The sequence below is a fragment of the Pseudoalteromonas sp. SWXJZ94C genome (genome assembly GCF_015864385.1).
Lineage (GTDB): Bacteria > Pseudomonadota > Gammaproteobacteria > Enterobacterales > Alteromonadaceae > Pseudoalteromonas.
In genome coordinates, this window is record NZ_JADYXF010000001.1 from 35,087 (window position 1) to 56,107 (window position 21,021).

18 protein-coding genes are annotated in these 21,021 nt (G+C 39.1%); 9 read left to right on the top strand and 9 right to left on the bottom strand.

Features of this window, described 5'->3' with window-relative positions; all coding sequences use genetic code 11:
* Positions 1 to 228: 228 nt before the first annotated feature.
* From I6F65_RS00190 to I6F65_RS00225, 9 genes are all read left to right on the top strand, one after another.
* The gene (locus I6F65_RS00190; protein ID WP_008165743.1) at positions 229 to 576 is read left to right on the top strand and encodes a DUF2282 domain-containing protein; all 348 of its coding nucleotides are present in this window, start codon (positions 229 to 231) and stop codon (positions 574 to 576) included.
* Positions 566 to 1,492 (top strand): DUF692 domain-containing protein, encoded by a 927-nt coding sequence (locus I6F65_RS00195; protein WP_024610874.1) that lies wholly within the window; start codon positions 566 to 568, stop codon positions 1,490 to 1,492. The genes I6F65_RS00190 and I6F65_RS00195 overlap by 11 nt, the downstream gene beginning before the upstream one ends.
* Entirely contained in the window at positions 1,489 to 2,316 is an 828-nt protein-coding gene (locus tag I6F65_RS00200; protein ID WP_024610875.1) for a DNA-binding domain-containing protein, read from the top strand. The genes I6F65_RS00195 and I6F65_RS00200 overlap by 4 nt, the downstream gene beginning before the upstream one ends.
* A gap of 32 nt (positions 2,317 to 2,348) precedes the next feature.
* The gene (locus I6F65_RS00205; protein WP_231613060.1) at positions 2,349 to 2,891 is read left to right on the top strand and encodes a DoxX family protein; all 543 of its coding nucleotides are present in this window, start codon (positions 2,349 to 2,351) and stop codon (positions 2,889 to 2,891) included.
* 189 nt (positions 2,892 to 3,080) lie between these two features.
* On the top strand, positions 3,081 to 3,767 hold the full coding sequence (locus I6F65_RS21945) for a cation:proton antiporter (RefSeq protein WP_269435946.1): 687 nt from the start codon (positions 3,081 to 3,083) through the stop codon (positions 3,765 to 3,767).
* A gap of 23 nt (positions 3,768 to 3,790) precedes the next feature.
* Positions 3,791 to 4,324, top strand: a complete 534-nt coding sequence (locus tag I6F65_RS21950; protein ID WP_269435947.1) for a cation:proton antiporter — start codon at positions 3,791 to 3,793, stop codon at positions 4,322 to 4,324.
* A 97-nt stretch (positions 4,325 to 4,421) separates the two neighbouring features.
* Complete coding sequence (locus tag I6F65_RS00215) at positions 4,422 to 4,793, top strand: DUF3703 domain-containing protein (RefSeq protein WP_197110908.1); 372 nt, start codon at positions 4,422 to 4,424, stop codon at positions 4,791 to 4,793.
* A gap of 362 nt (positions 4,794 to 5,155) precedes the next feature.
* Complete coding sequence (locus I6F65_RS00220; protein WP_024610879.1) at positions 5,156 to 5,371, top strand: hypothetical protein; 216 nt, start codon at positions 5,156 to 5,158, stop codon at positions 5,369 to 5,371.
* 223 nt (positions 5,372 to 5,594) lie between these two features.
* A complete protein-coding gene (locus tag I6F65_RS00225; protein ID WP_197110910.1) occupies positions 5,595 to 6,722 on the top strand; it encodes a hypothetical protein in 1,128 nt (375 codons plus the stop codon).
* Positions 6,723 to 7,252: 530 nt separating this feature from the next.
* On the opposite strand, the gene I6F65_RS00230 is transcribed toward I6F65_RS00225, so the two are convergent.
* From I6F65_RS00230 to I6F65_RS00270, 9 genes are all read right to left on the bottom strand, one after another.
* Positions 7,253 to 10,201 carry a TonB-dependent receptor gene (locus I6F65_RS00230; RefSeq protein WP_197110912.1) on the bottom strand — a complete coding sequence of 983 codons (2,949 nt, stop codon included), beginning with the start codon at positions 10,199 to 10,201 and terminating at the stop codon, positions 7,253 to 7,255.
* A 78-nt stretch (positions 10,202 to 10,279) separates the two neighbouring features.
* Positions 10,280 to 12,406, bottom strand: coding sequence for a glycoside hydrolase family 16 protein (locus I6F65_RS00235; RefSeq protein WP_197110914.1), 2,127 nt, complete (start codon positions 12,404 to 12,406; stop codon positions 10,280 to 10,282).
* A 360-nt stretch (positions 12,407 to 12,766) separates the two neighbouring features.
* Positions 12,767 to 13,558: a sterol desaturase family protein gene (locus I6F65_RS00240; protein ID WP_024610882.1), complete on the bottom strand. Its 792-nt coding sequence runs from the start codon at positions 13,556 to 13,558 to the stop codon at positions 12,767 to 12,769.
* Complete coding sequence (locus tag I6F65_RS00245) at positions 13,551 to 14,228, bottom strand: CDP-alcohol phosphatidyltransferase family protein (protein WP_024610883.1); 678 nt, start codon at positions 14,226 to 14,228, stop codon at positions 13,551 to 13,553. Before I6F65_RS00245 ends, I6F65_RS00240 begins: the two co-directional genes overlap by 8 nt.
* A 41-nt stretch (positions 14,229 to 14,269) precedes the next feature.
* Positions 14,270 to 14,908 (bottom strand): ATP-binding cassette domain-containing protein, encoded by a 639-nt coding sequence (locus I6F65_RS00250; protein WP_024610884.1) that lies wholly within the window; start codon positions 14,906 to 14,908, stop codon positions 14,270 to 14,272.
* Between the two features lie 41 nt (positions 14,909 to 14,949).
* Entirely contained in the window at positions 14,950 to 16,704 is a 1,755-nt protein-coding gene (locus I6F65_RS00255) for an ABC transporter permease (RefSeq protein WP_197110916.1), read from the bottom strand.
* Positions 16,701 to 18,041: an ABC transporter substrate-binding protein gene (locus I6F65_RS00260; RefSeq protein ID WP_197110918.1), complete on the bottom strand. Its 1,341-nt coding sequence runs from the start codon at positions 18,039 to 18,041 to the stop codon at positions 16,701 to 16,703. Before I6F65_RS00260 ends, I6F65_RS00255 begins: the two co-directional genes overlap by 4 nt.
* On the bottom strand, positions 18,028 to 18,861 hold the full coding sequence (locus I6F65_RS00265; protein WP_197110920.1) for a DUF547 domain-containing protein: 834 nt from the start codon (positions 18,859 to 18,861) through the stop codon (positions 18,028 to 18,030). The genes I6F65_RS00260 and I6F65_RS00265 overlap by 14 nt, the downstream gene beginning before the upstream one ends.
* A gap of 2 nt (positions 18,862 to 18,863) precedes the next feature.
* Positions 18,864 to 21,017 carry an FAD-dependent oxidoreductase gene (locus tag I6F65_RS00270; RefSeq protein WP_166109201.1) on the bottom strand — a complete coding sequence of 718 codons (2,154 nt, stop codon included), beginning with the start codon at positions 21,015 to 21,017 and terminating at the stop codon, positions 18,864 to 18,866.
* Positions 21,018 to 21,021: the final 4 nt, after the last annotated feature.

Below are 21,021 nucleotides of genomic sequence, written 5' to 3' on the forward strand. Positions count from 1 at the left end.
AAATATCAATGCGTTACTCTGGACTTGTTACAAGTTGAGATCTTTTTTATTTTATTGTTATCAATATTTTTGAAATTTAATTTGAAATTTATTTTTATGCAAATAGGTCTATTAAATTGATAAAACGGCGATACCGCTTATCCTTATTGTACTTGTTTATGAGAATGTGGATGTTTATTCGCATCCATTGATAAAACAAGAAAAAATATTTTAATCAGGAGCATACAAATGAAAAAAGTAAATTTAACTACGGCTTTATTAATTGGCGCATCAGCAGCAGTATTAAGTGCAGGCGCAGTAGCTGGTCCTAACAGCCAGTTAACAGTTGCAGAAGGTGCTTCAGCAAAAGTACAAGAGCAATTTAAAGGCTGGGTAGCTGGTGATAAAGTTCGCGGTCGTAAAGATAAATGTTTTGGTATTGCTTTAGCTGGTGAAAATGATTGTAAAGCAGGTGCAGGAACGAGTTGTGAAGGCACTTCAACTACAGACTTCCAAGCTAACGCATGGACATATGCACCTAAAGGCGTATGTGAATCAGTTGTAACTCCTAATGGTAAAGGCTCGCTTGAAGGTTAATAAAGCAGGTTTTCCCCAGTACATTGTTGCTGGGGAGCAATTAGGTGCCGGCCTAAGTTTAAAGCCAGAACATCTTGACGACATTTTAGCTTTACCAGTAGAACAGCCAGTTACAAATAATAATCTTTGGTTTGAAGTGCATACAGAAAATTATTTTGTAGCAGGTGGACCTCGGTTAAATTATTTGAGAGCGGTACGTGAAAATTTTGATATTAGTTTTCATGGTGTTGGTGGTTCGTTAGGCTCTGATCATAAAGCCATGCTTGCTCATACTAAACGAGTTAAAGCGTTGATTGATGAGTTTCAACCAGCACTGGTATCTGAGCATGCAGTTTGGTCTAAGTCTGAGGGTAAATATTTTGCAGACTTAATGCCTTTACCTCGCACACAAGACGCTCTTGCATCTTTAATTAATGGGATTGATTGTTACCAGACGGGCATAGGTCGGTCAATCTTAGTAGAAAACCCAAGTAACTATTTAGATTTTATAAGTGATATGGATGAACCTCAGTTTTTAGTTGAGGCGGCTAAGCGCTCTGGTTGTGGCTTACTGATCGATATTAATAACTTATATATCAGTAGTAAAAACACGGGTATTGATGCGCTTGATTATTTAAAGCAGATCCCCGCTGAGCTTGTTGGAGAAATTCATATTGCAGGGCACGATCCGGATCCAGCTCTTGGTCAGTCACTATTGATAGACAGCCATGCAGCACCGGTGGCAACTCCTGTATGGGATTTGCTAGAACAAGCAATTGAGATATTTGGTCAGCGACCAGTGCTTGTTGAGCGAGATGCTAATATTCCATCGTTTGAAGAGCTTATGAGCGAGCGAGAAACTGCGCAAAACTATTTGAATCAAAGCGAGTCACAAAGTCGCTTAAATATATCTCATAAAGAAGTGGTTCGCCAATGAGTACCAATCAATATATTGATGCTTTTACTCGCTATTTGCGAACGGGCGATCCAAGTGCAATGGAGCATTTTTGCGAAAATCCTTCGCACATTAAAAGATTAGCTGTGTATAGAAACGGGTTTTATAAAGGCTGCGTTGATGCATTAATAGCTAACTTTCCTATGTGTGAAAAAAAAGTAGGTAGTGAGAACTTTCGTAAAATGGCACGACTTTATGTTGACCGTTTTCCACCAGAGCAGGGCACTTTGGTGGGATACGGATTAAGCTTTCCAGACTTTGTTGCAGATTTGATTAAAGATGGTGAAATTGAAAATAAACATATTTTTGAAGTCACTGTAAATCAGCAAAGTGCATCAGATTTATATATGAACTTAGTTGATATTGCGCATTTAGACTACGCGTGGCTAATGAGTTTGATGAGCGCTGATTCAACTGAAACTTTAACTATAGAATATGTTACTCAACTAATGGAACAAGGTACTGAGCTTACTGAGCTTAATGTAAAGCTTAACCCCAGCGTACTGCTACTTAGTGTGAGTGAAGGCGCATTTTTTGAATGGATTTCGCTAAAAACAAATAATAATGATGTCGTTGTAACTAAATCCTCTACTGAGGATTTTATAATGTTATGGCGTTTACAAGGTGCGGTGCAAGCCCGCTCTCTTTCTATCGCAGAAGTTGCACTTATGCAGGCTCTACAGGGTACAAGTAGGTCTTTAGGTGAAGCTTTTGATGCAGCAATAACGGTAGATGAAAACTTTGAAGTGAGCGATGCTTTTACAGCATGCTTGCAAAATGAGTTATTAGAAATCCAAATCAATTAGTACACATTACAAGAGTAGGAATAAATATGGGCATGATAAAAAAAATACAACAACTGTACGTACAGATGGGAGAGCAGTTATCGCGGTTCTTAGAACCTATAGCACTGTTTTTCCTTCGCTTTATGGTCGCTAAAGTATTCCTAGACTCTGGGTTGAGTAAATGGGATGGCTTTTTACAATTTAATGTTGATAAATACGACTTATTTAAATACGAATTTTTCTGTCCTGATCCAGTTAGAGAAGGTGCTTTGCAGCTTTGTGATCCAAAAACATTAGATTATGTTGATGGCTCATTCCTTGTAAAAGCAATTGAAACGCTTGCTGTGGTTGCTGGTGTTGTTGAAGTGTTACTCCCAATATTACTGATTATCGGTTTGTTTTCTCGCTTTGCAGCGTTAGGTCTTATTGGTATGACAATGTTTATTCAGCTTGCAGTTTTTCCTACACTCGATCATTGGATTAATCCGGCATCGTGGTGGGCTGTTTCATTATTAGTGATTTTTGCTCGTGGACCTGGCTTTTTATCTATTGATAAGTTACTTGGTTTAGACGCAAAACGTGCAGCAGCTAAATAAGCTTTTACATATTAAAGTTAAACGTAACCGGCAGGCTAATGTTATTTAGGTGCCGGTTATTATTTTAGATTAAAGTTAAAAATAAACTTATAAAAATTAACTCAATAAATTGTGCTGATTTAATATAGCTAACCCCAACCCTGATATTTTCTAATAAAAATACCAAGCCATGCCTAATAGGAACTCCCAATGGAAATAGGATTACTCATTCTTCTTTTCTCAGTTAGTGCTTACTCTATGCTAGCAAAAAAACTCTCTACCACTATTATCACGGCGCCAATGGTATTTTTAGGTATAGGTTTTGCTGTATCTCAGGTTGGGCTGATCAATATAGGCGATGCACACGAGACCGTGTATTTAATAGCAGAAATATCGCTAGTTGTATTATTATTTTTAGATGCTTCACAAATAAATTTACGCAGATTAAAAAGGCAAAATACGTGGTCTTTAAGAATGCTATTGATAGGTTTGCCGTTGAGTATTTTGATTGGTACAGGCTTTGCTTATTTGTTTTTTCCACAGTGGCCTTGGGCAATGCTAGCCTTAGTTGCGGCAATTTTAGCACCGACTGATGCAGCTTTAGGTCAAGCTGTTGTTAGCAATGAGAGCGTACCTTTAAACGAGCGACAAAGTTTATCAGTTGAGAGCGGTTTAAATGACGGACTAGCATTACCTGTTATTTTATTTTTTGCCAGTATAGTTGCTATGGAAACCGGCTCTCAAGAAAATGAAATGTCATGGTTAGTGTTTGGATTTAGCCAAATATTTATAGGTATTTTGGTTGGCGCATTTATGGGGTTTTCGAGCGGACGTTTATTTTTATACTCTGAGTCAAAAAAATATCATCGACTATATATGAAGGAATTGGCGTTTTAGCACTTACCGGCACATCATATTTAATGGCTACTTTAATGGGTGGAAATGGATTTATATCAGCGTTTGTTGCAGGTTTAGCCTTTGGTAATATTGTAAAAGGCCATTGTCGATTTATATACCAATTTACTGAAAGTGAAGGGCAAATATTAATATGGACTTCGTTTGTTATTATTGGGCTTGGCTTACTTCCTTCAGCTGTTGAGCATTTAACCCTCCCTGTTGTTGGTTATATTTTAGTAAGTATATTTATTGTACGACCTCTTGCTATTTATCTTTCACTGATTGGCACTAAAGCTAAAGTATTAACAAAAGTGTTTATGGGGTTCTTTGGACCTCGAGGTCTTGCTACAGCGCTGTTTGCACTTATTATCTCTAAAGATATTTTAGGTGAATACGGTCACTCAGTTTTAATTGTTGCGATTAACGCTGTATGGATGAGTACTTTAATACACGGTATTGCAGCAGCACCTATGGCTAATTGGTACGGCGCTAAAATTAAAGTGCTAAAAATTAAATCAAGAGAGCTCGCAAAACTAAAAAACAAAAGTAGCAATTGAACCAAAATAGCAACTCGGTTATTGTTTGACCATTAATAAACATAGGTTATAAACGAGTTGCTTTAAATACTCGTTATACGCTTACAAGGATAGAAGTATGTTTAGTCAATTCACTAAAAATATAAAACCATATGTAAATGCCGAATTAGACTTAGCTCATTTAGCTAATAAAAATGGCAAGTTTATGGAGGCATTTGAGCATTTAGAAAATGCTCATGTACTCGGTCAAGAATCTACTTATTTTCATGTTAAAGTGCATATATTGATGTTTTGCTGGGCGTTTAAGCAAAACGATTTACGTGAGCTTTTTGGACAAATATTTCGTATAGCTGGAGCAGCTACCAAAACTGCGTTTGGATTAATTCCCAGCGGTAACACTGGCGGGGCAAACGTCAGCCCCTTCAAAGTCATGCCTATTTCTGCTGACTATTCAGATTTTATTGCACGCGCTAAATCAGATGTACAATAAACGTTATATCTGTTTAACCTCTTTATTTTAACTAAAACTAGGGTCTGTTGATTTTTGCGGATTAAAATTTGTTCAAACTAGGGCTATTTAACCGCGGTGCGAGATTTGTAACCTAGTGGGCCCGATAACTGCTCCTGCTTTATTCTACTGGCTTACATCCATGTAAGAATAAGTAAAAACCGAGCAACAAAGAGTAAATAGCTCCTAGAAAGAACCCTCTGGGCAGCGCCTGTTTTGCCTTTATGCTACGTTATCGCCCATTTATGGGAAATAACCACACTGCATAGGCTCTGTCTTGCCTAAATACCAAATATACTGCTGTAAATTCAACCTTGAAAGATCAATAAACCCTAATACAACTGATGTCAAAGTGGGTAGATGTAAAAGTCATGAATGTAGATTATGAACCGGTTAATACCGTTATTATTGATATCGCAACATGTTTAAATAAAGATAAGTTAATACATTCAATTTTACATAATCAGATAAAGAGTGAAATTGAAGCCAAAGAAATATTAATATTTATCAATGAAATGGTGGAATTTAGTGTGGCTCTTTTAAAAGGGGAAAACAGCTAAACAACATTTTAGATTATAGCGCAGTAAAAAAAGCTTACATCTTAATTGAATGTGATGTATCTGAAGCCGGATATGAGTACCTTATTGAATGATTTTTTGTAAAAAGAAAAAATAACATCGTATGAACTTAAAACTTAAATAAAGCGATTTTAAACTGGTTCTTTAATAAAGAATCAGTTTAATTTGTATTTGAGTACATATATAGCTAACAGGAGTACTTTAAATGGAAGAAATAAAAAACAAAGCAATCACATTAAGTGATGAACTAAAGAAGGATAATCCTCAGTTAGATGGCACCATGGGTACGTTAAACGAACTTGAAAAGCTTATTGCTGCTCTTGGTGGAAAATTAACCACCGAGTTAATGGAAAAGTTTGGTGCTTATTTTGGTGAAGTTATCCGAGATGAAATCCCTGATGCTGATTGGGTTAATTACGATAATGCTAAGGATATTATTGGTGAGTTAGAGTATGGGAAAGATATCGATTTACTTTTGAGGCATAAAAACCAATGTGTCTTTCCCTTAGTGAAAGTAACTAAATTTTTTCACAATGGGTCCACGGATAGTATTGCTGCTTTTGGTCCGGTAGCAGCAATAACTTTGAATGGTGGTGTTAAAAAATTAAAAAATAATAAACTCGTTGATCCATCAAGCTTTAGTGAATCTGAATTAGTCAATATTGAACATATAAAAACATTTTACAATGAACCAACGTATGAAAACTTAAGGCATATTCACTCTGTTAGTTACTCCAGTCTTTCTAGTAAAGAGATACTTTGGGTGTTGAAGAACTTGAGTGCTGAGCCTACTATATTTACTCAATTTCTTGAATGTGAAGATGTAGGAAAAGGGTACGCTAAATACAGACCACGCCAAGGAGCTCAAGAGTGGATGTACAAAGGCATTAAAGTGGGTGCACTAGATCTTAATAAATCAATAATACATTTAAAAAGCTTATTAACTTCAACTAATAAAGCCGTTAAGGAGAGCGCTGCTTGGGTACTGACTCGTACGTATATTGATTTTAAGAGTATGTCAGAGGTTAAGGCACTTTTTATAAAAGCGGATGTTCCTGCCCGAAAAGGGGCGATGGATGCTTTTGAGCGTCATATAAGTGATGAAAATTGGTACAAAGATAATATTGATAGTGAAGTAAAAGACTATGTTGCTTTGTGTAATAAAAGTAAGAACAGTACTAATAAATTACCGCGCAGTTTATCTGATTATATTGAATTTATTCGCCTTGGTTTAGCTGATAAAAATAAAAAATTAAATCGACGAGTACTGTTTCACTTATTAACTTTGCTAATAAAGAGCAATTCATTTTCGCATTATTTGAACGCGAAATAGCTTTATTATTAAAAGACAATAATTTAGAAGTAATAAGAGAATCTCTGCCTATTTGTAAGTTCTTTTCATTTGAGAGTATTAAAAATCAAGAAATCCAAAATCTTTTAGTAGCTATTGCTACTAGTCACAAAAATGGGCGGATACGAGAAGATACATGGAGTATTCTTGTAAAGCACCTGCGAGAAAAAAGGCTGTCATCAAATCATATAGTTACATTGCTTCCTCATTTAGCTACACCTGATAAGTTTACCGATCTTAACCTGTGCTTTTTTGCACGATATCTTTTTGAGCAAAATTTGTTTAAAAGCGAGGTTGAAAAATACGCTAATCTTGGTCTGAAAGATAATAAGTATACTAATTTTTGCACTCGAGAAATGAAGAAAATCCTAAAACATTACTGTTAAACAAGTAGTTAAAACAGATTGTAAAATCAAGGTAACTCAATATAGTTTTTGTGCACGTGTGAACTATTAAGGTATAAATAAAGCTAAGCCGCTCAATAGAGCGGCTTCGTTTTGCTGGTAAATATTTTAGAAGCTGTAACGTGCGCCAATGGCGTAACGAGGACCGTATTGATTAGCAAATAAGAATTGCTCTTCGTAACGTCCGTAACCTTGTTCGGTTTCGTTGTTTAGGTTTACACCTTCAAAGAATACCGTTACGTTTTCGTTTACGTCGTAATTTACGCTCATATCCCACTGACCATATGTTTTAGCATACTGCGGTGGTGCGTCTGCAGAGCCTTGCGCTTGACCAACACCAATTAAGTACGAGTCGCGCCATGCGTAAGTAATTTTAACTGATAAGCCATCTTTTTCGTAAAATGCTTGAAAGTTTGCCGAGTCACTTAAACCCGATAATGGTGATTGTTGGCTTAAACTTTCAGTGTCAAATTCTACATCGCCGTCTACAAATGTAGCATTTACACCAACACCAAATCCGGTTTCGCCAATTAAGTGCTGCACAGCAACTTCAAAACCATCTACTGATTTACTGTCGCTGTTTTGTGGTTGACTAATATTCCATGTTATTAGCGGATCATCACTGTTTGGCTCGATAATTCCACTTGAATTGGCATCACCATTTGCGATCATTTGTGCAAAAATAGCATCGGTTGTTGCTTGCTCGCCACGTGATTCTAAATCACTCACGGCTTGCAAGTAACGAGGACCGTTTAAAATATCGTGTAAACCGTCAATTGTTGTTTGCGTAATGTTTGTTTGAATAAAGTTGTCTACGTCTTTTTTAAAGTAGCCAATTGATGCATAACTACCTTCTGCATAATAATACTCTAACGATAAATCAAGGTTTGTTGATTTAAATGGCAGTAAGTTTGTATTACCTTGGCTACCTGTGCGCGAACCAGGTTTAGGGCTGCCTGTAAGGCTTCGACCACCCGCTAGGTTACCTAATGGCGCTCGTGACATTGTTTTACCCCAAGATACACGGGCAACTATGTCATCGGTTAAATCGAGACTTAAGTCAATTGAAGGCAGTAAAACGTCGTAATCACCTTCTTGTTCTAAGAAATTATCGTCGCCGCCGTCTGCGTATTGCATAATCCATTCTGAGGCGCTGATCCAATTAACTTGTTGCTCTACTCGTTGGCGTACTGTACTGGTTACATCTGTTTGTTCGTAACGCAGGCCTGTATTTACTTTTAAAAAGTAATCACCAAGCTCAAACTCCCAACGTGATTGAACATAAAAGCTGTTGGTAATTTCTTCAACATAGCTTTCGCTGTCAATACCATCTAGATAAGCGTTTGCTGCGTATGCATCGCCGCCGGTAACATCTGAGGTTAAGTAAGCTATTTGTCTTGCTACCGCTTCGTCAAAGTCAAATGTGTAGTAGTAATTAGGCTGTAAGTCGCTGCCACCGCCTGAAAACTGATCAAGCAAACCAGATGTATCATTACGAGTAAACATCGCATCTGGGAATATTTCAGTGTACGACGGGTTAAAACCAGGACCGCCCACTAATCCGCTCCATGCAGTATAACCGCCAGTGTCTTGCTCTGTACGAGAGGCACCAAATTTAACTTCAACTAAGCCAATATCAAAGCTTTCGTTATACCAAGTTGTGTGTAATTGCAGTTGTTCAATATTTGACTCGCCTGGTGAATGAATAAATTGACTAAAGTTAGAATCTATTTCGCCTTTAGTTAATTCATTTGTCCCATTTTGCCAAAATACTTCAGCGCTTGGTATTTCACCTGTACGGAAATCGTATACTTTATTTACAAGCTGGTCTGAACCTAAAATAACTTGTCCTGCACTACCTAACCCGCTATCTGCGCCGTTATCAGTTTCGTTTTTAGAGTCGTGATAATCAAGTTCAACTTGCCATGTATCATTAATTTGCCATTCTAGGTTCACACCTAAAGAGCGTGCTTTAACTTCGGTGGTACTTTTGCTTGAAGTAAATGAAGCATCATTACCGCTTAAATCCATGTATACGGCAGTGCCGTTTTCGTCTAACTCGTAACCATTAATATTGCTGCCAAAGTCGTTCCAAATACCCCAGCCAATAGTTTGTGAGCCAGTGGTTGCTTCGCTTGCGGTGTAATCTACAGTTGCTACAAAGTTATCAGTTGGCGCATATTGAAGTGTTACTTGACCGTTAGTGCGTTCGCGTTGTAAGTCTTCAATTGAGTAGTTCATATCTTTTGGAAGATAGTAATTACCGGTAGGGTTTCCATCAGCATCAACACTGCGGTTGTCAATAAAATCACTTTGGTCAAGGGTAGGTAAATCTACGTTTGCTTGCCAACCTTGAATATTTGCGCTTTGTTTTTGAAAGTCACGGCGTTGGTGAGAAAACGAAAAGCCAATACCAAAGGTTTCATCTTTAAAGGTATTGCTGTACATCGCCGATACTTCTGGTGTTACATCATCGCCAGCTTCATTTGAGGTATCGTAAAGCGCTTTTGCTGATGCTGTAAAATGCTCGCCAGGTTTTTGTAGTGGACGGGCTGTTGATATATTTACCGTTGCGCCTAAGCCTCCACTAGGTATATCGGCGCGTGCAGTTTTAAATACTTCAAGTGCGCTTACGCCATCTGAGGCAATATTTTCTAAATTATAAGAACGAGAGTAACCCGTGCCTGGCATTTGGCGACCATTTAACGTTATTAAGTTAAACTCTGGGCCAAAACCACGCACTGTAATTTGGCTACCTTCGCCATTTGCACGACTTACCGATACACCGGTTATACGTTGCAGTGATTCTGCTAAGTTAGTATCAGGGAATTTACCCATTTCTTCAGCTGAAATAGCATCTACTACACCTGCCGAATCGCGTTTCATATCCATTGAGCGGATAAGTGAACCACGAATACCTTTTACTTCAATAACTTCTACATCAGATGAAACGCTTGTTTCAGCTTCTGCCGCAATAGCTGTGTTTAATGTGCTCGCAGCAATGATGAGAGACACAGAAGCCGCAAGTTGGCTCTTTTTAAAATTGAATGTGTTCATAATAGCTCTGCTTTATAAAATGTTGTTCAAGAGAGTAGGTGCTGTGTAAGCACCTAGAATTTGTCAGTGAAATCTTAATTACGGGTTTGAAATTTTTACATTATCAACACGATATACTGCGCCAGCACCTTGACCCCAATTAGGAAAAATCATTAATACATCTATTGCACTTACATCTAAACCGGCAGCCGATAAATCAGAAAGCGTATAAGTATATGTTTGCCATTCGTTTAAAGTAGGGGCAATACCTTCAACACTTGCAGTAAGTGCAAGCTCTACGGCAGAGTCACCTTCGTTTGACTCAACTTTGAAAAACCATGGCGCATCGGGTGTGCTTGGCATACTCGTAACTTTCATATCAAACGTAATTTGACCGAGTGTTATGATAGCGCTTGCATCAAATGCCTCGCCACTTCCACCAACAGATGTACGGCTATTAAAGCCCATTACAGTAGGCGTATCATTTATTGTAAACTCTGCTGTTATACCATGTTGTTCATCATCCATTACTTCCACTGGCGTAGAGCCGCTACAGCAGTCCCACATTGGCCAATCAAGATTTTGAGTATCTGAAAACACATCAAGCTCAGGGAAATCTTGCGTAACTTTTACATCATCTACTCTATAAACAGCGCCATTACCAGTGCCCCAAGTAGGAAAGATCATAACCGCATCAATAGCGCTAATATCTAAGTTTGCAGCAACAAGATCGGTTAATTTAAATGTGTATGTTTGCCATTGACCTACAACAGGAGCAATACCTTCAACGCTTTGAGTAATGGGTAGTTCGGCCGCAGTTGTTGTGTCTCCTGCGCTTTCAAGCTTAATAACCCATGTAGAGTTTGCATCAGCAGGTGCGCTAGTTACTTTCATTTTAAATTGAAAATACCCTTGTGCTAACAGGGGCGTTGCATCAAAAGGGGAGGCTACACCTGCCTCATTGGTAATGTTTGCCGCTCTTGAAATAAAACCGTTTACAGTTGGGTTTTCACCAACATTAAATTCAACAGTATTACCTTGCTGTTCATCAACAACTATTGCAGGAGTTGAACCTCCGCAACAATCCCACGCAGGCCAATTAATATTAAAAGAATCACCAAATATGGTTAATGGAGTAACTCCATCAGCTATAGGAACTGGTGCATCACCTTCAAGTAGGGCATCGTCTAAGCTATCGTAACCTGGGCGAATAGTTTCGCACCCTTTACCTGTATCAGGGCTTGATGCACATTGATAAACACGTACGTAATCAATAGCAAAGGTTTGGCCGTTTTCAAATGCGCTAGCATCTATACCTAAATCATTAACGTTTTCAGGCCAGTCGCCGCCTACTGCTAGGTTTAGCAATAAGTGAAAATCTTTATCAAATGGTGCGCTATCCCAATGCGTTGTAAGTTCGCCAGAACCTTGTTCAAAGTATTCTGCAAACCAACCTCGATGCTTTAAGCCCGCAGGCTCACTTTTGGAATTGTATAAAACCTCAGATTGACGCTGGGTTGCATAAAGGTAACCATCTACGTACCAGCGAATTTCACCTTCTTGCCATTCAACAGCATAAGTGTGGAAATCATCTGCTGGATTAGTATTCTCAGGGAATTTATATTCTTGTCCTGTGTAGCTATTATCTGGCCATGCACGTCCGTAATGAAGGGTGCCGTGGATGCTTGACTCTATTCCGCCGTCTTCATCTGGTGTTTTAAGGTTTACTGATTCTAAAACATCTATTTCGCCAGAACGAGGCCAAGTGCCGTAAACTTCATCTGTTGGCAGCATCCAAAATGCGGGCCAACTACCTTGACCTGCTGGTAATTTTGCACGCACTTCAAATCGACCATAAGTAAAATCAGCGTTATAACGTGTATTTAAACGCGCTGATGTATATGGCTGTTCTGCACCTTCTCCAGCAGGGAGGGCAACAATGTTAAGTATGCCGTCTTTTACAAAGGCATTTTCTTCGTTGTCGGTGTAACATTGTTTTTCGTTATTACCACCGCCATCGCAATTTAATTCAAAATTCCATTTATTTGCATCAATGCTAGATGTATCGAATTCGTCATTCCAAACCATTTGCCAATCAGAGACTGGTGCGGTTACGTCTACTTTATCAAAATTTGATGTAGTGGCAGCATCGCCACCACAACCAGCTAAAGATGCTAATGAAATAGCAGCCAATAAGCGAGTAATGTGCGTTGTTTCAATGTTCATAACTGAACCCCGGTTTCAACAGATTATTGTCAGAATTTGTGTTTTAACTTATTAAAAGTTATATCGTTTTTATTTACTGTAAGCGCTTACATTTTTATGTGTGAATTGTAAGCGCTTACAAATGATATTGCGGGGAAGGTAATTGGTCAACATATTTGTCTATGTTATTTACATTTAGTTTACGGTTCGACCAGTTAACAAGGAGTTATAAAAATATAGCATTTATTGGTTGGTTAAAATGTTTAGTAAAAAAGGAGGGGTTACTTTAGTTTGCAGTGGTCTAATGTATGAATGTAAGTAAAGCACAGCTATGTGCTTTACTTACATATTAAATAACAATCTATAACCTAAATATCTTCGTTATTTATTTTTAAAAGGAATTATAAGTAAGTTCCAAAGAGATGCATTTTGCTTAGCACTTGGGTATTCAATTAAGCCTATATTTATATCACCATCAGGCTTTTTAGCTTCGCTTTTATAACTGCCAAACAGTTTATCCCACCAAATAACGCTAAACCCATAATTTGAGTTTGTTTCACTTACCACGTTGCTGTGGTGTATTCGGTGAAGTATTTGGGTCATCAAAACGAGGCGTAATGGTTTTTCAATTTTATTTGGTAAACGTATATTTGCATGATTAAACAATGCTAAACCGTTGAGTGCTATTTCAAATATAAGCACTGCTATTGCGGGTACGCCAAGAGCGCTTACGGCTACAAATTTTACTAGTATGCTAAGCACAATCTCAATAGGGTGAAATCGCAAGCCCGTACTTGTATCAACGTGGGCATCGGCATGATGTACGCGATGTAAGCGCCATAAAATAGGCACCTGATGAAATAACCTATGTTGCCAGTAAATTAATATATCGAGTAATAACATGCTCAATATAATAGTAATCATACTTGGCATGGCTATTTGATTGAATAAACCAATGCCATGCTCTTGATTGTAAAGTGCAACAGCGGTTAAGCCAATGGGTACAACTAAGCGTGCAATAACCGACGAGGCAAACACTAAACCAAAGTTAGCAAACCAGCGTGTGCTGCTTTTAATGGGTGATTGGCGTGCTGGTTTTTGCCATTCAAGTAACATCATAATAATTAAAATGCTAAAAAAACAGCCTAGACGCCACCATACTTCGTTAGTCATTATTTACCTCTGTATCGAAGTGTTGTGCTTTTGGCTCTGCGTTATTAACGTCAGCTTCTTGCTGCTTTAAAGTGTGGTAACCACCATGTATACGGGTAAAAATAGTAACGCCGCAAGCAACAGCAAATATACTTGCCATAATGGCAAAGTGTTGTGGCCAAATACAAAATGCAATAAACAGTGCAATTGTTTCTGTGCCTTCGGTTAAACCGTTTAAGTAGTAAAAGCTTTTATATTTAAACTGAGGTTTTTCAAGCTTAAATTTTTCGGCGGCAATCGCAAACGCTAAAAAGCTTGAGCCAGTGCCAATAAAGGCTGCAAGTAGTAACGAGCCGGCAATTGCATTTTGCTCAGGGTTCGCCAAAATAAAACCAAGCGGAATAGCCGCATAAAATAAAAAATCGAGCGTTATATCTAAAAATCCACCAGCACTAGAGCTTTGATTTGAATAACGCGCCAGTGCGCCATCAAGCCCATCTAAAATACGATTTAAAACAATGGCAGTTAATGCCCCATACCAAAGTCCAAAAGCAAGTAATGGCACTGCTAATAAACCCACTAAAAAACCAACAACAGTGAGTTGATCGGGGGTTATACCGCGTTTGTGCATAAGCATTACAACAGGAGTTAAAAGTGGCTTTATTACAGGGGTGATAAATTTGTCTAGCATGTTTGTTGCCTTATGCGTTTAAGCTATGTATTAAAGCCATATTAAAGAGCTGCGCTTAACGTAATGAGCTTGCCATTGGCAGCCTCTGCGTCGCTGTGGTCGTGGGTTACCATTATTGCGGGTAGTTTGTGATCCCGTATTTGGCTAAACACGAGTTCGCGAGTATCAACCCGCAGTTGTGTGTCGAGCTTGCTAAATGGTTCATCGAGCAAAATAGCTTTAGGCTCGCTCAGTAGCATGCGTAATAATGCTACACGTGCTTGCTGGCCGCCCGAGAGGTTGTCGGGGTGGCGATTGCCCATGTCTTTCAAACCGACTTGTTCAAGCGCGTGTTCTATTTTTTCAAGTCGCTGCTTTTTATTGCCTTTAGGCATAGCAAAGGCAATATTGCCAGCAACCGATAAGTGCGAAAACAATAAAGCATCTTGGTAAAGCACACCAATGTGGCGCAAATGCGCAGGCAAGTTATCAATGTTTTCGCCGTTAAGCCATACTTCGCCATTAGCTTTAAAGCCATTTGGTAATGTGCCCGTAAGCCAATTTAATAAGCTTGATTTACCGCTGCCCGAAGGCCCCATAATTGTGAGTATTTCGCCGCCATTCACTTGTTCGTTCAAGCTAAGTAAAAGCTCGTTTTGACGACAAAGCTTTAAATTTTTAATCTGTAAAGATGACTGCATTAAAAAACCTTAACGATATATGCATTATAATTTATGCGTTTCTAAACTCGCGCACTTTTAAAAAAGTACTTAGGCAATACCCACGCAAGTATAAATCCAATAAGTGGTAGCGCCATTTGCATAATGGCATACACCGCACTTGTGCGCCTACTTGCGCCATTAGCAAGTGTAACGGCTTCAGTAGTTATTGTGGCTATACGTCCGCCACCGGCTAAAAGTGTAGGTAAATATTGACCAAAACTTATTGCTAAACCCAGTGCGGCAGCGATTAAAATTGGTGCAAACAACTGAGGAAGTTTTACTCTAAAAAACACTTTGCATGGGGCGGCGCCTAAACTTGCCGCAACATTTGCAAAGCGTGGATCTAAGCGTCGATAGCTGCTAGCAAGCGACAAAAACACATAAGGTAAAACAAAGAGTAAGTGTGTAAGTACCACATTAAAAAATGCGGCTTGGTTATTTACTAATTGCTGAATCCACACAAGACCAAACAAAAAAGCAATACTAGGCACAAGCAACGGTAAGTAAATAATTAAACTCGTAAAACGAGAAATTGGTTTATCGTTTAATTGCTCTGACTCTAAACATAACAACGTAATTATAATGGCAAATACGGTTGTTACTAAACCAATAGCAAGTGTATTAAACAGTGGGCTGCCCATTTGCATTAACGCACTTTTAAAGTGTGACAGCACAAACTGATCGGGTATAGCTGCCGGAAAGCGCCAAAATCCAGCGACCGACCACATTACTAAACCAATAAGCGACAATAATATAAAACCAATAACAAATATGGTGAGGGTAACGGTGATTTTTTGCCAAAACGCGCCGCCATATTCACGCTCGCCATTGGTAAGTAGGTCACTAAATAGCATTTTAATGGCTTTTTCGCCGCCAAGCCATATAGCCAATAACCCACCGGTTACAGCGAGTTGTAGCAAAGCGCCGGCTGAGGCTTTAATGCGCAGGTTTAAATCAACATCGTTAAACCAATGCATAATAGCAACGGCCAAAGTAGGCGGTGTATTTGGACCTAATATAAGTGGCATTTCTACACTTGCGCTGGCATAGGCAAGTACCGCTAAAAGGGGTAAACGTAAGAGTGGATAAAGGCTTGGAAGTATTACTTTAAAAAAAGCAGTCATTGGGCAGTAACCCAAATTAAGCGCGACTTTGTGTTGTTGGCGTAACTTTTTGCCGAGCTCAGGTTGCGCCAATACGCCCAGTGCCATTAATAACAAAAAAGGAAGTTCTTTAAGTGTTAAGCCTAAAATTATACTAATACCAAACGAGTCATGCGGAAACATGCCGTTTGGTGCAAGATCCCAACCGCTCAACCAAGGTGATATTAAACGCGAAATCATACCTGAAGGGGCAATTAAAAAACCAACTGCAATAGCGGCTGCTGCGTGTGGTATTACTAAAATTGGACTCAGTAAACGCTGAATATGACCAAGCCAAGGACTGTTAAAAAACACAGCTAAAATCATTAAGGTAATGACAAAAGCAAGTAGGGTACTTACCAAGCCAGTTGCAACACTTAATGCAACCATTTGGCTCAAACCAGGTGTTTGCCAAAGTGCATTAAAGCCCTGTAAACCAATACTGGTTTGTTCAAGTGCTGGAGCCCAACCAAAGGCGGGTAGTAAAACACTAATTAAGCCACCAAGTACGGGTAATATCAGTAAGGCGAGTAAAAAGCGCGGGCTAAACTTAACCATACGGGTAAATATATCAGTATTACAATGCGTAACGGGCTTTGAAGTTGCAATCACTTTGTTTGAAATTACACTCATTTGCTTACCCCATAACGCGTTTGCCACCCTTGCATAATTGCATCAACCCAGCTTGGGTGTGGCTCACTTAATGTGCGTTTAATACTGTTAAAAGGAAGGGCGCTTGGGTGTGGTTTAGTTGTTTTAAACAAAGCTTGTTGCTCAGCATTTAATGTTGATTGAATAAGTACCGTTTTATCACCCCAAACATGTGCTTGCTGTTTATGAGCCTGAGCTTGTGGGCTAAGTAAAAAGTTAGCCACTAATTGCGCACTTTGCTGGTGGCTGGCATTGTAAGTAATAGCAATAAAATGGGTGTTACTTAAACTGCCATCATTCATAGCGTAACTACGAATACTGTTTGGTAAATCATAGCGTTTAACTGCTGCAGGCACTTCGGGAGCTGAAAACGTAAAGGCTAAGATCAGCTCTGTATCGTCTACTAAGCGTCGCATTTGTGCACCACTTTGCATAAAGTGCGTACCACCACGCCAAAGTGTTGGGTGCAGTTTATTTAAAAAGTCCCATAACGGATTTAGCACTTGTGCCATATTTAAAGCGGTAGCTGGTTGGTTTAACTGTGCTTTTACACTTTCATTGCTTTGTTGATGTAGCATGACTAGTGCGTACTTTAAAAAGCTCATACCTAAAAAGTCAGGTGGTTTTGGGTAGCTAAAGCGGCCTGGGTTTTGCGCGCTCCAGTGTAATAATTCGTTTAATGTAGTGGGAAGTTTATTATTAGCTGAGCCATCTATTGCTAGGCTATCGTAATAAAATGTGAGCGATGCTTGCCCCCACGGTGCTTCCATTCCATTGGTAGGTAAGCCAAAATCAAAATTAACAGCCGGATTATTTATCGGATCGGTAAATACAAAGTTAGGTAGCTTATTAGCCCATTGCTTTAAAAGCAGAGAATGCTCGCTCATGGTGGCAAAGTTAGCACCATTTATCCACACTAAATCAACACTGCCTTGGTTGTTATTATTGGCTGATTTTTCTGCAAGTACACGGCTTACCGCTTCGCTGGTGTCGCTGAGTTTTACATGCACTAAGTTTATGTTGTACTTAGTTTTAACTTGTTTTGCAGCCCATTGAATATAGGCATTTATTTGTGCATCGCCGCCCCACGCATAAAAATACACGTCTTGGTTTTGACCTTGCGTTTTAATATGTTCCCAACGTGATTTTTGGGCAGCATTATTCTTTATATTATTTTTGATATTAGTATCGGTGCTAGTAACCGTACTGGCAAACGTTGAGGTCGAAAAAACACCAAAACTTGCCGTTATACAAACGCAAAACGCGACACAGCAAAAGCTGTATCGCGTAATGATTTGCCAAAACTTAATGGCGTGCATTTAAATCCCAGTTGTAATCTAAAAATTTAATTTTCATCTCACCACTTTTAAGTGCTTTTTGCTGATTAGGCATCAGTTTAAGCGCATCTGGATATTGCAGCATAAACTCACCCAGTGTATTTGTGCCTCTAAAGCCTTTTTCAAAATCATCGCCGTACCATTTAAATATAGAAGACACGCTTAGCGTATTATCTTTTGCAATGTTACGAGTTGTATCTGATAAAAAGCGAACCGTTTGTTCTTGTAGTTGTGCTTCTAAAGTGTCGGCGGTGTACGCTTCTTCACGAAGTGCAGGGCAACCAACACTCGCACAATTTACAGCAAAGTGAATACGTGGGTCGTTATATTTACCGCTACCACGAATTAAACCATGCTCTATATCATCAAGACTACGTGTTTTACCAAGTAAAGGAACAAACTCTTTACTCCACGGTGAGCTAAAAAAGCTGCCTAAATCTTTAATTGACTTAAGATCAGGGTGCTCTTTACTGGCAAGGTTTGAGACGATAAGCTCAACAGTCCACGCATTATAAGCATTGATTAAAAAAGCGAGTTGCTTAGGCTTTTCCCAGCCATCAAACTCACTTTGTGTTACTGCTGTTAGTGAATCTAAATAACTTTTAAGTTCTTTATGCTGTAATTTTATAGCAGCGTAATCAACCTCAGTACTATGACCATTATTAATAGCAACAACATTGTTAGTTACTAACGTGTTCCAGCTATCGTGCATGCTTTGGGCTTGGGCTGTAAATGAAGTTGCAAACGATGTTGCGACTAAAACTGAGCCAATTAGTAGTGCTTTTAAAGGTGTTTTAAACATAATTAACCTCTGCGCCAAGTGTGGTATTTTTCAAGTAAGTTAAGTACTTTTTCAGGAGCATGAGCGCGTTTCCACTCACCTGCTGCGTACTTATTACCTTCAGCCCATGTAGGGTAACTATGAATAGTACCGAGTATTTTGTTAAGCCCTAAGCCGTGCTTCATTGCCAGTACAAATTCAGCAATTAAGTCGCCAGCATGTTCAGATACTACGGTAACACCCAATATTTTGTCTTTGCCTTTTGGTGTAATTACTTTAATAAAGCCTTTAGTGGCGCTATCGGTAATTGCACGGTCTAGCTCTTCAAATTCAAAACGAGTGATTTCGTAATCGATCCCTTTATCAATAGCATCTTGCTCGTTTAAACCAACACGTGCTACTTCTGGGTCAATAAATGTAGTCCACGGAATAACACGGTAATCTACTTTAAACTTTTTAAGGTGACCAAATAAACCGTTTACTGCTGCGTACCAACCCTGATGAGCGGCCACATGTGTAAACTGGTATGGACCTACAATATCACCCGCTGCAAAAATATTTGGGTACAGTGTTTCTAGGTATTCGTTAGTTACTACAGTGCGGTTTGTTTCTATGCCTAGCTCTTCAAGACCGTAACCTTTAAGACGCGCACTTCGACCAACGGCACATAGTAGCTCATCGTATTCAATATCTATTTCTTTGTCGTTATGTTTAACAATAATGAATTTTTTACCATCGCGAGCTTCGCAACGTAATGCCTGATGCGATGTTAAAATATTAACGCCACTTTCGGTTAACGCTTCATGAGCAAAAGTAGACACTTCAAGATCTTCTTTGATCATGATGCGCTCCGCCATTTCAATTTGCGTAACACTTGAACCTAAACGTGCAAAGCTTTGTGCTAATTCGCTACCAATTGGACCGCCACCTAGTACTACAAGTTTTTTAGGTGCTTCATCAAGCTCTGCAAATTTATTCCACAATGTATCGCTTGTTACATAGCCTGTTTCTTCAATACCGGGTAGTGGCGGTACAAATGGGCGTGCGCCAGTTGCAATAACAATGGTGCGAGCGGTGAGTGTTTGCGTGCCGCCATCGTTAAGTTTAATTTCTACAGTCCACGGGTCTATTAATTTACCGTAACCTTTTACTACATCTACGCCTAAGTCTGTGTAACGCTCAACACTGTCGTGTGGTGCTACATCGGCAATAACTTTATGTACACGTGCCATTACTTTTTTGAACGAAAACTGTGGTGTTGCGTTTTCTAGACCGTAGTTTTCACCGTGGCGAATTTGCTCTGCAATTTTAGCGCTTTTAATAACTGCTTTACTTGGAACACAACCGTAGTTTAAACAGTCGCCGCCCATTTCGCCGGCTTCAATAAGGGTTACTTTTGCTTTAACCGCAGCGGCAATATAACTTGTTACCAAACCACCAGCGCCCGCGCCAATAACAATCATGTTACGGTCGAATTTTTTAGGCTTAGTATAATTTTTGTATACACGACGTTTTTTAAACACGTTTAAGATTCCTTTAGCAATAAATGGGAAGATTCCTAACAAAGCGAACGATAAAATTAAGTTGAACGATAAAATGCCCGATAAGCTATCAATTTGTGCCAGTTGCGTACCTGCATTAACAAATACAAATGTACCGGCTAGCATGCCTGCTTGGCTTACCCAGTAATAAGTCCATGACTTTATTGAGGTAACACCCATTAGTAGGTTTATTAAAAAGAACGGAAACACCGGCACTAAGCGAAGAGTAAATAAATAAAATCCACCTTCTTTTTCAACACCAGCGTCAATGGCGGCTAGGCGCTCAGGAAAGCGTTGCTTAATTGTATCGCGCAGTAAATAACGAGACACTAAAAAGGCGAGTGTTGCACCAATAGTCGATGCAAACGATGCAACTAATAAACCCTCTACCAAGCCAAATAATGCGCCTGCTGCAAGTGTTAAAATAGCCGCGCCTGGTAAAGATAAGGCAGTAACTATTACATAAAGTAAAAAGAACCCACCAATAACCAACAACGGAGATTGCTCTTTGTAATCGCTAAACTGATCCATTGATCCTTTTAAGCCATCAAGCGTCAGTAGTTGGTGCAAATTAAAGTGAAAGAACAAGCCTACGGCGCCTGCTGCAATCAATAATAGAAATATTTTTTTAATCATGTTC

Excerpts from the sequence above, each read along its gene's own strand:
- I6F65_RS00240 (WP_024610882.1), bottom strand. The coding sequence starts at position 13,558 with ATGACTAACGAAGTATGGTGGCGTCTAGGCTGTTTTTTTAGCATTTTA.
- I6F65_RS00260 (WP_197110918.1), bottom strand. The coding sequence starts at position 18,041 with ATGCACGCCATTAAGTTTTGGCAAATCATTACGCGATACAGCTTTTGC.
- I6F65_RS21950 (WP_269435947.1), top strand. The coding sequence starts at position 3,791 with ATGGCTACTTTAATGGGTGGAAATGGATTTATATCAGCGTTTGTTGCA.
- I6F65_RS00265 (WP_197110920.1), bottom strand. The coding sequence starts at position 18,861 with ATGTTTAAAACACCTTTAAAAGCACTACTAATTGGCTCAGTTTTAGTC.
- I6F65_RS00205 (WP_231613060.1), top strand. The coding sequence starts at position 2,349 with ATGATAAAAAAAATACAACAACTGTACGTACAGATGGGAGAGCAGTTA.
- I6F65_RS00235 (WP_197110914.1), bottom strand. The coding sequence starts at position 12,406 with ATGAACATTGAAACAACGCACATTACTCGCTTATTGGCTGCTATTTCA.
- I6F65_RS00250 (WP_024610884.1), bottom strand. The coding sequence starts at position 14,908 with ATGCAGTCATCTTTACAGATTAAAAATTTAAAGCTTTGTCGTCAAAAC.
- I6F65_RS00215 (WP_197110908.1), top strand. The coding sequence starts at position 4,422 with ATGTTTAGTCAATTCACTAAAAATATAAAACCATATGTAAATGCCGAA.
- I6F65_RS00220 (WP_024610879.1), top strand. The coding sequence starts at position 5,156 with ATGTCAAAGTGGGTAGATGTAAAAGTCATGAATGTAGATTATGAACCG.
- I6F65_RS00225 (WP_197110910.1), top strand. The coding sequence starts at position 5,595 with ATGGAAGAAATAAAAAACAAAGCAATCACATTAAGTGATGAACTAAAG.
- I6F65_RS00190 (WP_008165743.1), top strand. The coding sequence starts at position 229 with ATGAAAAAAGTAAATTTAACTACGGCTTTATTAATTGGCGCATCAGCA.
- I6F65_RS00255 (WP_197110916.1), bottom strand. The coding sequence starts at position 16,704 with ATGAGTGTAATTTCAAACAAAGTGATTGCAACTTCAAAGCCCGTTACG.
- I6F65_RS00245 (WP_024610883.1), bottom strand. The coding sequence starts at position 14,228 with ATGCTAGACAAATTTATCACCCCTGTAATAAAGCCACTTTTAACTCCT.
- I6F65_RS21945 (WP_269435946.1), top strand. The coding sequence starts at position 3,081 with ATGGAAATAGGATTACTCATTCTTCTTTTCTCAGTTAGTGCTTACTCT.
- I6F65_RS00200 (WP_024610875.1), top strand. The coding sequence starts at position 1,489 with ATGAGTACCAATCAATATATTGATGCTTTTACTCGCTATTTGCGAACG.
- I6F65_RS00270 (WP_166109201.1), bottom strand. The coding sequence starts at position 21,017 with ATGATTAAAAAAATATTTCTATTATTGATTGCAGCAGGCGCCGTAGGC.
- I6F65_RS00230 (WP_197110912.1), bottom strand. The coding sequence starts at position 10,201 with ATGAACACATTCAATTTTAAAAAGAGCCAACTTGCGGCTTCTGTGTCT.